Genomic DNA, 14,523 nt, shown 5'->3' with positions numbered 1-14,523 from the left:
TATCATTACTCTTTATTGTCATTTTTCCAGCCAACTGAGAAACCTGTATCGTAACGTAAATCTATATAGGCTATTTTGTCTTTATCTAATACTGCAACATAATCGATGTAGCGCTGGATCCGTGATATCGCATCTTCACGGCCTAAGCGCAACATAATACCATTACTTAATACAACCGTTATTGCATTTCGCAAATTAAGTGTCATGGAAACGATTTTATACTCATTAAGCTGCAGTAGCCCATTGAATTGATTGTATTTAGATAATGTTTGTTCGATTCTATCACCGGGACTATAAAGTTTCACTAATGATTTCGACACACTGTTAATCTGAGCATCAAAAACAATACCGTCTGCATTCAATAACTGGGTATCATTCCACACTGCAACAACCGGTTGTTCTTGAATATATACCCGTAATAAGTCCGGCCAACTTTTACGCACCGAGGCATGATAAACCCAAGGTAATGATTCTATTTTTCGTTGAATATCATCAACGTTTACTGAAAAATAATTCTCTATGGCCGGTTTTTGTAACAATACCCCACGGATATCATCATCGCTGACATAATGACGCTCACCTTGAATAATCAGCGCTGACATTGGCATCTTACTGGCATCAGTTAGATAGGCTTCCATGCTGCTAAACATCCAGCTAAAAAAGACTATCACCATAAAGAAGAAAAACAGACCTAAACCACGTTGTAACCGTGACGACGCTAACTCTTCAACGCAGGACTCATCCGCTTGAATTTCAAGTTCGGTGAGCGCATAGATATTATCATCAAGTGTGTCTGGTAACGGCGTAACAGTCGCGGTGGTCATCATCGATTAATGCGCGAGCGCTAATACCTTAGACACTAAAGTATCAAAGTTATAACCCGCGGCATGCGCAGCCATTGGCACTAAACTTTTTTCGGTCATACCTGGCACCGTATTCACCTCCAGTAATTGGAACTGACCTTGCGCATCCAGCATGGCATCAACACGACCCCAGCCTTCGGCAGCTACCGCATGAAACGCTTTTAATGCATAAGCTTGTAATTGCTGACGTTGTTCATCGGTAATGGGGGCCGGACACAAGTATTCGGTGGTATTTGATTGATACTTAGCTTGGTAATCATAAAAGGTATTTGGCGTTTTAAGTTGAATAACCGGTAATACTTCATCACCGAGAATAGCCACAGTAAACTCTGGACCTTCAATCCATTGCTCAACGAGGATCTCGTTATCATAGGCAAATGCAGCCTTCACCGCAATTTCTAACTCTGCCACATTATGCACTTTTGCCATGCCAATACTTGACCCTTCTTTCGCCGGTTTAATGATAACTGGCGAACCAAGATCAGCGATAATATCACTCGCCATTGTAGGATTAAAATTAATCGGTGTCACAATACGGTATAGTGCTGTTGGTAAACCTTGCGATTGCCAAATTTGCTTAGTTCGGATCTTGTCCATCGCTAATGCAGCACCTAACACCCGGCTGCCAGTATACGGAATGCCCATCAGCTCTAATGCGCCTTGCATCACACCATCTTCTCCACCACGACCATGTAAGGCAATAAACACATGGGTAAAGCCATCCCGACCAAGTTGATGCACATCGTACTCAGCAGTATCTAATGCATGCGCATCGACACCCGCACGCAGTAATCCGGCGGTCACCGCGGCACCTGATTTTAGTGATACTTCACGTTCGGCAGAATGCCCACCAAATAATACCGCTACTTTTTTAGTGCTTGTTACGCTCATGATTACTTCTTCCATTGTTTCATCGTACTAACATTCATTTCCATTGCAGCTAGTTCCTTAGCCAGCGTCCCCACATTACCAGCACCTTGGGTCAATACCAAATCACCGTCTTGTAAATGCTCCGCTAAAATAGCCGGTAATTCATCAGGACTTGATACGAAAATAGGCTCAATAATACCGCGCTGTCGAATGCTACGACATAATGAGCGGCTATCTGCGCCCGGTATTGGCTCTTCACCTGCTGGGTATACTTCTAATAAGAATAACAAATCAACCTTGGATAACACGTTGGCAAAGTCTTCATACAAATCACGGGTTCGGGTATATCGGTGTGGTTGGAATACCGATACTAACCGTTTTTCAGGCCAGCCTGCACGTGCTGCAGTAATGGTAACATCAACCTCGGTCGGGTGATGACCATAATCGTCTACCAACATCACATTACCGGCACCTGAATCAAACTCACCCAGCATATCAAAGCGTCGAGCAGTGCCCGCAAAATTAGCTAATGCGGTAACAATTGCACTATCATCAATGCCATCTTCAGTGGCCACCGCAACCGCAGCAGTGGCATTTAAGGCATTATGTTGACCCGGTGAGTTTAAACTCACCCGCAAATCATCACGATCTTTACGACAAATAGTAAAGTGACTTTTATGGCCTTTTTGCACATAATCAATAATACGTACATCGGCATTTTCAGAAAAACCATAAGTCACCACCTGACGACCAACATCAGGAATAAGTTTTTCAATCACCGCATCATCGGCACACATCACCGCTAAACCGTAAAATGGTAAATTGTGCAGAAAATCAATAAAGGTTTTTTCTAACTTAGCAAAATCACCACCATAAGTATCCATATGGTCAGCTTCAATATTGGTGACCACAGCAACCATTGGTTGTAATAATAAAAATGACGCATCACTCTCATCTGCTTCAGCAATCAAATAACGGCTAGTGCCTAAACCCGCGTTGGTGCCAGTGCTTTTTACTAATCCGCCATTAACGAATGTAGGATCTAAGCCTGCTTCATGGTAAATACCGGTCACCAACGCTGTAGTCGATGTTTTACCGTGGGTACCAGCAATCGCAATACCATGACGAAAACGCATTAATTCAGCTAACATTTCAGCACGTTTAATCACCGGAATACGGTTTTCATGGGCGGCAACAATTTCAGGATTAGTTACATCGATAGCTGTTGATACCACCACGACACTCGCATTCCGCACATTTTCGGCAGTATGCTCAAAATTAATTTTTGCACCTAATTTTACTAGGCGTTCAGTCACCGGATTTGGCGCGAGGTCAGAACCCGTGATCTGATAACCTTCATTGGCTAATACTTCTGCGATACCACCCATGCCAGCACCTCCGATGCCAACAAAATGAATAATTTTCACACGGCGCATCTCTGGCACTATTGTTCTTAATTGTGCGATCTTTTGTTCAGGCATTATCTATCTCTCTTCACTTAACGCTGAACAGGCAGTTGCGACCTGCTCAGTGGCATCTAGAATGGCAACACTTTTGGCTGCAGTTGACATGGTCACAAGATGCGCTTCATCATCCATCCATTGCTGTAATAATGTGGCTAAATCCACGGCATTTAATTGCCGTTGTGGTATCAATACCGCGCCACCTGCTTGTACCAATGATTGCGCATTTTTCGTCTGATGATCATCCACAGCATGTGGTAATGGAATAAAAATAGCCGGCAGCCCAGCAACCGCGACTTCTGACACAGTTAATGCTCCAGCGCGGCACACTACCACATCGGCTTGACCATAAGCTTGCGCCATATCATCAATAAAATCAGTCACCTCAATTTCAGCTGTCACACCAGCTGCTTGATAAGCACGAATCACCTTGGCAGCATTATTTTTACCTACCTGATGCCGTACACAAATATGCTCTTGCGGTAATAATGCCAGCGCAGCAGGTAACGTATCGTTGAGTATTTTGGCCCCTAAGCTACCACCAACCACTAGTACGGTCAGTTTGTCTTTCTGTATTCGCACTTGATCATGCAACGCTAAAACATCTTCACGCACAGGATTGCCGACTAACTGACCATCAGCAAACGCCCCCGGAAAGGCCATTAATACCCGTTTGGCAATTTTAGCTAATAATCGATTGGTTAAACCTGCTGCCGCATTTTGTTCGTGTAATACTACGGGAATACCTTGTAGCCATGCAGCTACCCCTCCGGGTCCACTGGCAAAACCACCCATCCCCAATACCACATCTGGCTTAAAATATTGCATCACTTTGCGCGCCTGCAACACCGATTTTAAAATTCGAAAAGGTGCCGCACATAAACGCTTAAGGCCGTTACCACGTACACCGGCGATATCAATAAATGAAATATCAAACCCATACTGCGGCACTAAATCTGCTTCCATGCGATCGGCAGTGCCAATCCAATGGATAGTCCAGCCCTGCTGTTGTAAATATGTTGCAACCGCAATACCAGGAAACACGTGACCGCCAGTACCACCAGCCATCACCAATAAACGTTTTGTCATCATATTATCTTTCATTTGTTATGAGATTAATTTCATTATTGCCATGAATGTGGTCATTCATGCGCTACTACGTTGGGCATGGCATTATTTGCCATCGACACTTTTTGTGCCCGATATTCATAATCGATCCGTAATAATACCGCCACAGCACAGCTCATCACGAACAAGCTAGAACCACCATAACTCACTAAAGGTAAGGTTAAACCTTTGGTCGGTAATAACCCCGATGCAGCACCGACATTAACCAAGGTTTGAAAACAAAACCAAACACCAACACTGATCGCCAGAAAACCCGCAAAAGATTGATCAGCTTCTAAGTTACGACGGCCAATCTGCAATGCTTTAAATACCAGTAGCATTTGCAGCATCAATACGATACATACACCGATAAAACCTAACTCTTCGGCGAGGATCGCAAATACAAAGTCAGTATGCGCTTCGGGTAAATACTCTAATTTTTGAATTGAATTACCCAGTCCTTCACCGCTAAAGCTGCCACGACCAAAGGCCATTAACGACTGCGTTAGCTGATAGCCACTACCAAATGGGTCATCCCAGGGGTCGAGGAAAGAGGTAATTCGACGCATTCGATACGGCGATAATATCACCGCTAATACCCCCAGTAAAATAGCCACAACACATAATGCCATGAAGTGGACTAACTTTGCACCACCGATAAATAACAGCGCCACACTGGTGGTTAAAATAACCATCACAGAGCCGAAATCGGGCTGAAAAAGCAACAATGCAGAAATAACGGCAATGACTAATAAGCCATTCACAAAACCTTTATAACTTTCTTGTAATAAATGCTTTTGACGAACCAGATAACCGGAAAAATAGGTAAATAAAGCAAATTTAGCAAATTCAGCAGGCTGCATATTCAACGGGCCGAATGAGATCCAACGGGTACTACCATTCACCGTACGACCAATCACTAATACCAGCACCAATAATCCAATCGCCACAAATAAAAACCGCACACTATTGCGTTCAAAAAACGCAATGGGTACATTCAATACACACGTTGCAGCACACAGAGACACAGCTAAAAAGATCAAGTGCTTTTTCACGAACATAAACGGATCGTTGCCCAAGGCGATACCTTCGGGTAACGAGGCTGATGCCACCATCACTAAACCCACTATCATCAACACGATGGCCAGTAACAATAATTGTCGATCATACACAGCACTTTGCTGTGCTTCAGCGCCGAGTAAATAATGTTTCGTCCGGATTAAAAATTCCATTACAATGCCTTAACTAGCGCTCTAAAATGATCGCCTCGCGCCATAAAGTTCGCGTACATATCAATACTAGCGCAGGCTGGTGATAACAATACCCAATCACCCGGTTGTACCAACTGACTAATTTCTGCAATCGCGGTATCTAAATCAGCAACCAACTTAGTATTCTCGGCTAAGCCAGCAAAACGAGCACCGTCTTTACCAAAGCAATAAGTCAACGCAATGTCATCACGTAATGCTGGCACTAAAGGACCAAAGTCAGCGCCTTTACCATCACCACCCGCGATCAGATATAAGCGCCCCTTGACACTGCTTTTCAGACCATCAAGTGCCGCCAGCGTAGCGCCGACATTGGTGGCCTTAGTATCATTGATCCACATGACATCATTCAATTTACGGATAAATTCGCAGCGATGTGCAAGTCCCGAAAACTGTTTTAAACCCGGTAAGGTTTTAGTTCTATCCACGCCAGCAGCATCAAGCAGCGCTATCGCTGACAACGCATTCATCAGGTTATGTACACCCGTGATCTGCAAATCATCAGCGCTGATAATGCCTTCACCTTGATAAGCCAGCCAAGTACACCCTTGCCGTTGGATCAAACCATAGTCAGCATCATCTGCACCAAAGCTACACTGTGCCGCATTGCGCGTATTATTTTGTGTAGGACAAGCCGTTAATACATCATCACGATTGGTCACTATGGTTTTCGCATTTTGGTAAATCGACAATTTAGCCTGACGGTAAGCTTCAAAATTCGGATAACGGTCGAGGTGATCATCCGTTACATTAAGCACGGTAGCTGCGACAGCCTTTAGACTATGCGTGGTTTCTAATTGAAAACTGGAAAGTTCGAGCACATATAACTGATAAGGTTCGGCAACATCCAATAGATCTAATGCTGGAATACCGATATTGCCACCGATTGCGGTTTTCACACCCGCCGCATTGGCCATCTCGCCGACCAGCGTGGTCACCGTCGATTTACCGTTTGAGCCAGTGATAGCGATAATCGGGGCTTTTGCCGCTCTGACAAACAGCTCGATATCGCCAATCACTTCAACGCCATGTTGCTGTGCTGCCGCGATCTCCGGGGTTGCAATGGCAATACCTGGACTAACAACTAATTGTTTAGCCTGTAGTAAAACCTCTGGGTGTAAACCACCCTTGTATAACCTCACCTGAGCTGGTAATTCATCTTGTCCCGGCGGTACATCACGACTATCAACCACAACAGGCACTATGCCTTGTTTTAGAAAATAACGCACACAAGACAGACCGGTTTGGCCTAAACCAATAATAACAATAGAAGCAGCCATATTTTGCTCAGATAAGTGTGTCATTAACGTACCTTCAATGTAGCTAAGCCAATGAGTACTAATATAATAGTGATGATCCAAAAACGCACAATCACACGCGGTTCAGGCCAACCTTTTAATTCATAATGGTGATGAATCGGGGCCATTCTGAAGATACGTTGACCACGTAACTTATAAGAACCCACTTGTAAAATAACCGACACCGTTTCCATGACAAACACCCCACCCATGATCAGCAACATAAATTCTTGGCGAACTAATACCGCGAGCGTACCTAAACCTGCACCTAAGGCTAATGAACCAACATCGCCCATGAATACTTGTGCAGGATAAGTATTGAACCAGAGGAAACCGAGTCCGGCACCGACCATTGCCGCACAGACAATCACTAATTCACTGGCTTGGGGGATATAAGGGATAAACAGGTATTCGGCAAATTTAACATTACTGGTTAAGTAAGCCACTAACATAAATGCACCAGCCACTAACACTGTAGGTAAGATAGCTAAACCATCTAAACCATCGGTTAAGTTAACCGCATTACTACTCCCTACAATCACAAAGTAGGTTAATACAATGAATAACAGTCCCAATTCTGGCATGTACTCTTTAAAGAAAGGCACCACTAATGTTGTCTCTGCCGCAGAACCTGCCGTTACATAAAGGTAAACCGCAACGCCAATTGCAATCACGGATTGCCAGAAGTACTTCCAACGCGCGATCAGGCCATCCGTGTCTTTACGGATCACTTTGCGATAATCATCAACAAAACCAATCGCACCAAAAGCGACAAACACAAACATCATGATCCAAACATAGGCATTATCCAATCTTGCCCATAATAGCGTCGAGATTAAAATTGCAGCTATGATCATCACGCCACCCATTGTTGGCGTACCACGTTTACTAAAATGCGATTCTGGACCATCATCACGCACGACTTGACCAATCTGCATATCTTGCAAATAACGGATAAGCTTAGGTCCCATCCATAAGGTCAGGAATAACGAGGTGAGTATCGTGATAATTGCACGAAAAGTGAGATACGAAAAAACTCTAAATAGCGAGAAATGCTCACTTAACGATTCGAACAACCAAACTAACATTTTCTTTCCTTTACTGTATTTTCAACTAACGTTGTATTTTCGATTAATATAGCAGTGTGCTCAGCGAGCTTAGTGGTTAACAAGCCGATTGCTTGTTCCATTTTTGCGCTGCGAGAGCCTTTAAATAATAAGGTAAACATCTGCGATTCAGGCGCTGTGGTGATTAATTCAACTAACGCATCAACTAGTGCTGGTTGCGTTAAAAAGGCGCGCCCGCTAGCACCAGCGGTCAACGCGGCTTCACGACTGACCGTGCCACAGGTGTAAACATGATCAACCTGTTGCTCCTGGGCATAATGACCAATCTGCTGATGCATGTCCACGGTACTGCCGCCAAGTTCCCTCATGTCACCCATCACTAATACATTTTTCGATGGGAAATGGGTTAATACATTAATGGCCGCTTTTACCGACGCAATATTGGCATTATAGCTATCATCAATAATACGAATTCGCGGGGTTAATTGTGATATATTCAATCGACCCTGCACATTAACCATAGATTCCAGACCTAACTTAATGGTGTTAATATCAATACCAAAACAACTTGCCATTGCTGCGGCAGCTAATGCATTAGCAACATTATGACGACCTGCAACCGCTAAATTAATACCGCAATCACCGCTTGGCGTACATAAGGTAAATGCCGGGTTACCAGCGTCATCAAATTCAATATCAGCAGCAAAATAATCCGCGCTTGCATCAACCACCGAAAAGTTAACCTGTCGCTGCGCATCCACTTTGCGTAACCAGTATGAATAAAACTTATCATCACGGTTGAGTACCGCTAGACCTTGTTGTTTAACGCCGGATAATATCTCACTTTTAGCCAATGCGACCCCTTGTAGATCACCAAATCCGTCTAAATGTGCGGCATCCACATTATTAATTAACACCACATCTGGCAATACCAACCCTGTGGTATAAGCAATTTCTTTCTTGTGATTAGCACCAAGCTCCATCACCGCAAATTTGTGTTGTTGCTGTAAGCGCAATAAGGTCAGGGGAACACCGATATCATTATTAAAGTTACCCGCCGTCGCCAATGTGGGTGCGACTAATTTTAAAATAGCCGCCAACATCTCTTTGGTGGTGGTTTTGCCATTACTGCCGGTAAGCGCAGCAACTTTAGGAGCAACTTGTTCACGCACCATTTTTCCTAATAAACCTAAGGCAATACGGCTATCTTTGACAATGATTTGTGGGATATCAACCGCTTGCTTTTTTGTCACAATCGCAGCGATGGCCCCTTGTTCTGCCGCTGTCGCCACAAAACGATTGGCATCAAAGTTATCACCACTTAACGCAATAAATAAATCGCCCGCTTTGATCGTGCGGGTATCTGTTGACACAGCTGTGATAACAACATCATCACCCTGCCATTTACTATTAAGCTGTGCAGCAATAGCACTTAACGCTAAACTAATCATTGTTGGTTATCCAGCAGTTCGGAGATCGTCTCACGATCACTATAATGGTGTTTCTCGACACCGATAATTTGATAATCCTCATGACCTTTACCCGCCACTAAGATAATATCCTTTGCGCCGCTTTGCGCCATCGCCCACTGAATAGCACGACGGCGATCGTGAATAACGTGCACAGCATCAGGCTTAGCAAGACCGCTAAGCATATCCTTTACAATCGCAGCGGCAGACTCAGTACGCGGATTATCATCAGTAATGACAGCCATATCTGCAAATTGTTCAGCAACTTGTGCCATTAATGGTCGTTTACCTGTATCTCGGTCGCCACCACAACCATAAATACACCAAAGTTTGCCTTCACAATGCACACGTAATGCCTGTAATGCCTTTTCCAATGCATCTGGTGTATGAGCATAATCAACCACGCAAGCGGCTTGTCCCACTTGCTTAAATAGTTCCATACGGCCACACACTGCCGTTAATTTTGGTGCTACCTGTAATAAATCCTCCAGATCATAACCGAGCGCTAATAAACTCGCGCAAGCGGCCACTACATTAGAGGCATTGAATTCACCTATTAAGCCGCATTGCAGGGTACCGTCACCCCAGCTGGTTTTTAACTCACAGCGAAAACCGCCAGTATCAAAACTTAAATCGTTGCAATAAATAACAGCCCCGTGATGGGAAAATAAATCTTGTTGTACCGAAAATTGGATAGCATCCGGCCATTGCTGTGCCCACATTTTACCGTAAGCATCATCAACATTGAGGATCTTATGCTTTACCGACCCTTGAAATAAGATTTTTTTGGCATCGGCGTAAGCCTCCATATCACCATGATAATCAAGATGATCTCGGGTTAAATTGGTAAATAATGCTACATCAAAATCCAGCGCATTGACGCGACCTTGGATCAAACCGTGTGAGGATACTTCCATGGCGCATAATTCGGCACCTTGTTGCACCTGATTAGCGATTTCAGCTTGTACATCTAAGCCGCTACCGGTGGTATTTTCTGTTTGCACTAATTGATCGAATAAGCCATTACCGATCGTCCCCATCACCCCAGCTTTACCGTTTAATAAAGTTACCCAATTAGCAATGATCTGGGTAATAGTACTTTTACCATTGGTGCCAGTAACACCGATCAACTTTAATTGCTGTGAAGGCGATTGATAAAAGTTATCCGCTAATGCGGATAGGGCCTGATTAAGACCAAAGAAAGAAATGATAGGGCGCTGGTCGATATAGGTGATATGACCGTGTTCAGCAGGGTTATCGGCATCTTTGAGTACCGCCGTTGCACCACTTTTTAATGCCTTACTAATAAAACGACGACCATCAAGTGCATGACCATTGACCGCGACGAAACAGTCGCCAGCTTGTACCTTGCGACTATCAATGATCAACGCGTTAACGGCTAATTCAAGATCTATATTCCACGCTTGTAGCGATAATACTCGACAGGACGAATTCATTTCCAAACCCTTAATATTTAAAGCCCATGGCATTAAACAATCCTTAGCATCAAACAGTTCTTCAACGCCTGAGCGCCGTTTAATTTATTCAGAGTTTTTTGCTGTTATCGTTAAAGATTGTTTTTTATCTGGTGTGACATTCAACATTTGTAATGTTCTTTCCATGACTTCCGCAAATACTGGCGCCGCGATCACACCGCCGTAATAACGATCACCACTTGGCGAGTCAATCACCACTACTAATGCAAAGCGCGGATTAGATACGGGTGCGACACCGGCAAATAACGCAACATAATCATCGCCATAACCTCCCGCAATCGCCTTTCTAGACGTACCGGTTTTACCTGCAACGCGGTATCCATCGATGCGTGCTTTATCACCCGTACCGCCTTTTTCCACCACACTTTCCATCATCAGTAATAGCTCTTGCGCGTGCTGTTCAGATAACACTCGCTCTGACAATGGCGTGGTGTCTTGTTTTATGATCGTCAATGGGCGATATAACCCCCCAGAAGCAATCGTAGCATAAGCATGAGCAAGCTGTAATGTCGTCGCCTGCATACCATAACCAAAGGATAATGTCGCATTCTCAAATTCTGACCAACGCGAACGGCGTGGCATATAGCCTCTACTTTCACCGTTTAAGATCAAGCTGCTTTCATTACCAAAGCCAAATTGATAGTAAGTATCGAGTAACCGTTGATGGCCTAATTTCAGCGCAATTTTACTCACACCCATGTTCGACGAATAACGCAGAATGTTGCCCAGTGAAATTTCACCACGGTTGCGGGTATCTTGTACTAAACGCCCGCCTAAACGCATACGGCCAGGATTGGTATCAATGATAGAATCAGCAGCAATAATACCATTATCCAAGCCACTCGCAATAACCAGCGGTTTAATCGTCGAACCCGGTTCGTAACTATCTGTGATCGCGCGATTCTTTAACTTATAACTGTCATATTTACTGCGATTATTGGGATTAAACGACGGGCTATTGACCATTGCTAATATTTCCCCGGTTTTCACATCGATCATCACTAACGAGCCCGATACAGCGCCATTGTATTGCACCGCTTTTTTCAACCGTTGATAAGCTAGTGATTGAATACGCTGATCGATACTGAGTTGAATATTATTGGCTTGTTCAGTCTGCTGAATAACAGAGATATCCTCAATCACATTACCTAAGCGATCTTTACGGACCATACGTTTACCAGGAGTGCCGGTAAGGAAATCATTATAGGCTCTTTCAACACCTTCAATACCAATGTCATCAATATTGGTCATGCCGACCAGTTGGGCGCTTACTTCACCCGTGGGATAGAAGCGGCGTGACTCTGGTGCCTGACCCACACCGACTAATTTTAATTCATCAACATACTTAGCGACCGCAGGACTAATTTGGCGCTTGATATACATAAAACGACCATTAGATGCCATGATCTTGGCTTTTAGCTCAGCAAGATTTAGATCCAAAATCTCGGCAAAAGCCTGCCATGCGCGTTTGTTATCAAAGCTATTTTTATTCTTAATAGTACGAGGATCAACATGAATGGCCATCACCGGGACACTCACCGCCAATTCAACACCATTACGATCGGTAATAATACCGCGTTGCACTTGCTGTGATGTCACCCGCAGAGAACGCATGTCTGCTTGTTTACGCAGGTGTTCAGGATTGATCACTTGGATGTAAGCAGTGCGGGCGAGTAAGCTTAAAAAGATAATAACGACCGTGGCCACAATTAAGTGATAACGCCATAAGATAAAATTGGCGGGTTCTACGCTGGCAATATTTCGACGATTTGTCACTGCTGTATCACCAATTGCTCTTCTGCGGTACTTGGGCGATACATACCGAGTTGGTGTTTTGCGATATATTCAATTTTACTGTGTTCTTCTAGCGTACTTTGCTCTAACAATAAATTGCGCCATTCAATATCAGCAACGTCGCGTTGAGTCAGTAACTGTTCTTTGTTACTCGTAAGCAAGCGGGTTTCATGCGTTAACATGATCACGGCAAAAGCAAGAATTAAGATAGCCAATAACAGACTAACCACGCCTCGATGTTGGCCGATGTCAGTCATTACCACTTTGCCTAAATCCCACTTAATACCGAACATATTACAATTTTTCCGCCACGCGTAATACCGAACTACGCGCTCGAGGGTTTAATTCTAATTCTAGTTCTGAAGGTTTTAGCATTTTACCGATCGCCTTCATGGTACGCGTTTTATCAATTTCTGCTTGCATGATAGGTAAGCCGTATGGCACTTCTTTACCACGCGCTTGTTTACGAATAAATTGTTTAACAATGCGATCTTCTAACGAATGGAAGCTGATCACAGATAAACGGCCGCCTGACTTAAGACATGTTAATGCGCCAGCTAATGCACGTTCGATTTCTTCTAATTCACTGTTGATGTAAATACGGATCGCTTGAAATGAGCGTGTGGCCGGATGCTTGGTTTCTTTTTTCGATTTTGGCACCACACGGCAAATTAAACTTGCTAACTGTGATGTTGTTTCAAATGGCTTGTCGTCACGATCAAATACCACAGCACGGGCAATCTTACGGGCAAATCTTTCTTCTCCAAATACTTTCAACACCCAAACAATATCATCATAATCAGCTGTCGCTAACCATTTTGCGGCGCTAATACCGGATGTTGGATCCATACGCATATCTAATGGGCCATCACGTAAGAAACTGAAACCACGTGATGCGTCGTCTAACTGTGGCGAAGAAACACCTAGATCGAGCAACACACCGTCGATTTTTCCTGTCAGTCCTTTATTTTCCATGTAGTCGGCAATACCAGAAAATGGTCCGTGAACAATGTCAAAGCGCGGATCTTCTAATTTTAATGCTTCACCTACCGCGATTGCTTCAGGGTCGCGATCGATTGCGATCAAGCGACCATTTTCACCCAGCTGAGACAAAATAAAGCGAGAGTGACCACCGCGACCAAAAGTACCGTCAATATAAATACCATCCGGTTTTAGGTCTAGCCCAGCTACGGTTTCGTTAAGTAAAACGGATACGTGTGCAAATTCTTGTGTCATGTCGATGAAAGCTCTTAAAAATACTTTAGATTATAGCAGGTGCTAAAATGGTTATTGTAACGTAAAAGGTCTAGTTTAGGGAGGGGTTAAACGTATTGCAAGTGATGTAGGTAATCAGAAGGAAAAAATAAACAAGAACTTATCTATAATAAAGAAAGTTAAAGAAAGTATAGATAAGTTCTTGGAGTTGGTCGATAAGCCGGGTTTTGTCGTGGACAATCATTCCTCTAGGTCTGCAATCGCTCACAGACTCAAGCAACCTACCCGCTTTCAGCGTGGGCCACGCCTATAGAAAGCCTATTTGGTCTTGCTCCGGGTGGAGTTTACCCTGCAACGAACTATTACTAGTCGTCCGGTGCGCTCTTACCGCACCCTTTCAGCCTTACCTGTGCTTCCGAAAAAGCCATCGGCGGTCTTCTCTCTGCTGCACTTGTCGTAGGCTTGCGCCTCCCAGGCGTTACCTGGCACCCTGCCCTGTGGAGCCCGGACTTTCCTCCCCTCTATAACCTCGATATAAATACCGAGTCATAAAGCGGCGATTGTCTGACCAACTCCAAGGCGGAGGATAGTACATAATCTACATCAGAAAATC

General features: G+C 44.1%; 12 protein-coding genes and 1 other RNA gene. All 13 read right to left on the bottom strand.

Annotation, left to right across the window (positions count from 1 at the left end; all coding sequences use genetic code 11):
* Positions 1-5 precede the first annotated feature (5 nt).
* The gene (locus MORIYA_RS15575) at positions 6-827 is read right to left on the bottom strand and encodes a cell division protein FtsQ/DivIB (RefSeq protein WP_232011646.1); all 822 of its coding nucleotides are present in this window, start codon (positions 825-827) and stop codon (positions 6-8) included.
* A 3-nt stretch (positions 828-830) separates the two neighbouring features.
* Complete coding sequence (locus tag MORIYA_RS15570; RefSeq protein ID WP_112716594.1) at positions 831-1,769, bottom strand: D-alanine--D-alanine ligase; 939 nt, start codon at positions 1,767-1,769, stop codon at positions 831-833.
* The gene (gene murC, locus MORIYA_RS15565) at positions 1,757-3,217 is read right to left on the bottom strand and encodes a UDP-N-acetylmuramate--L-alanine ligase (RefSeq protein WP_174216980.1); all 1,461 of its coding nucleotides are present in this window, start codon (positions 3,215-3,217) and stop codon (positions 1,757-1,759) included. Before murC ends, MORIYA_RS15570 begins: the two co-directional genes overlap by 13 nt.
* Positions 3,218-4,285: an undecaprenyldiphospho-muramoylpentapeptide beta-N-acetylglucosaminyltransferase gene (gene murG, locus MORIYA_RS15560; RefSeq protein WP_112716590.1), complete on the bottom strand. Its 1,068-nt coding sequence runs from the start codon at positions 4,283-4,285 to the stop codon at positions 3,218-3,220.
* Positions 4,286-4,338: 53 nt separating this feature from the next.
* Positions 4,339-5,535 (bottom strand): cell division protein FtsW, encoded by a 1,197-nt coding sequence (gene ftsW, locus MORIYA_RS15555; protein WP_112716588.1) that lies wholly within the window; start codon positions 5,533-5,535, stop codon positions 4,339-4,341.
* Positions 5,535-6,875, bottom strand: coding sequence for a UDP-N-acetylmuramoyl-L-alanine--D-glutamate ligase (gene murD, locus MORIYA_RS15550; RefSeq protein ID WP_112716586.1), 1,341 nt, complete (start codon positions 6,873-6,875; stop codon positions 5,535-5,537). Before murD ends, ftsW begins: the two co-directional genes overlap by 1 nt.
* Positions 6,875-7,957, bottom strand: a complete 1,083-nt coding sequence (gene mraY, locus MORIYA_RS15545) for a phospho-N-acetylmuramoyl-pentapeptide-transferase (RefSeq protein ID WP_112716584.1) — start codon at positions 7,955-7,957, stop codon at positions 6,875-6,877. The genes murD and mraY overlap by 1 nt, the downstream gene beginning before the upstream one ends.
* A complete protein-coding gene (locus MORIYA_RS15540; RefSeq protein ID WP_112716582.1) occupies positions 7,951-9,387 on the bottom strand; it encodes a UDP-N-acetylmuramoyl-tripeptide--D-alanyl-D-alanine ligase in 1,437 nt (478 codons plus the stop codon). Before MORIYA_RS15540 ends, mraY begins: the two co-directional genes overlap by 7 nt.
* Positions 9,384-10,862: a UDP-N-acetylmuramoyl-L-alanyl-D-glutamate--2,6-diaminopimelate ligase gene (gene murE, locus MORIYA_RS15535; RefSeq protein WP_232011645.1), complete on the bottom strand. Its 1,479-nt coding sequence runs from the start codon at positions 10,860-10,862 to the stop codon at positions 9,384-9,386. Before murE ends, MORIYA_RS15540 begins: the two co-directional genes overlap by 4 nt.
* Positions 10,863-10,946: 84 nt before the next feature.
* The gene (locus tag MORIYA_RS15530; protein ID WP_112716578.1) at positions 10,947-12,677 is read right to left on the bottom strand and encodes a peptidoglycan D,D-transpeptidase FtsI family protein; all 1,731 of its coding nucleotides are present in this window, start codon (positions 12,675-12,677) and stop codon (positions 10,947-10,949) included.
* Complete coding sequence (ftsL, locus tag MORIYA_RS15525) at positions 12,674-12,988, bottom strand: cell division protein FtsL (RefSeq protein WP_112716576.1); 315 nt, start codon at positions 12,986-12,988, stop codon at positions 12,674-12,676. Before ftsL ends, MORIYA_RS15530 begins: the two co-directional genes overlap by 4 nt.
* 1 nt (position 12,989) lies before the next feature.
* On the bottom strand, positions 12,990-13,931 hold the full coding sequence (gene rsmH, locus MORIYA_RS15520) for a 16S rRNA (cytosine(1402)-N(4))-methyltransferase RsmH (RefSeq protein WP_112716574.1): 942 nt from the start codon (positions 13,929-13,931) through the stop codon (positions 12,990-12,992).
* A gap of 179 nt (positions 13,932-14,110) precedes the next feature.
* Positions 14,111-14,486, bottom strand: an RNA gene (gene rnpB / locus MORIYA_RS15515) — RNase P RNA component class A.
* Positions 14,487-14,523 lie beyond the last annotated feature (37 nt).

The sequence above is a fragment of the Moritella yayanosii genome (genome assembly GCF_900465055.1).
Classification (GTDB): domain Bacteria; phylum Pseudomonadota; class Gammaproteobacteria; order Enterobacterales; family Moritellaceae; genus Moritella; species Moritella yayanosii.
Note: the sequence above shows the minus strand (reverse complement) of the source record. Positions and strands in the feature narration are given on the sequence as shown.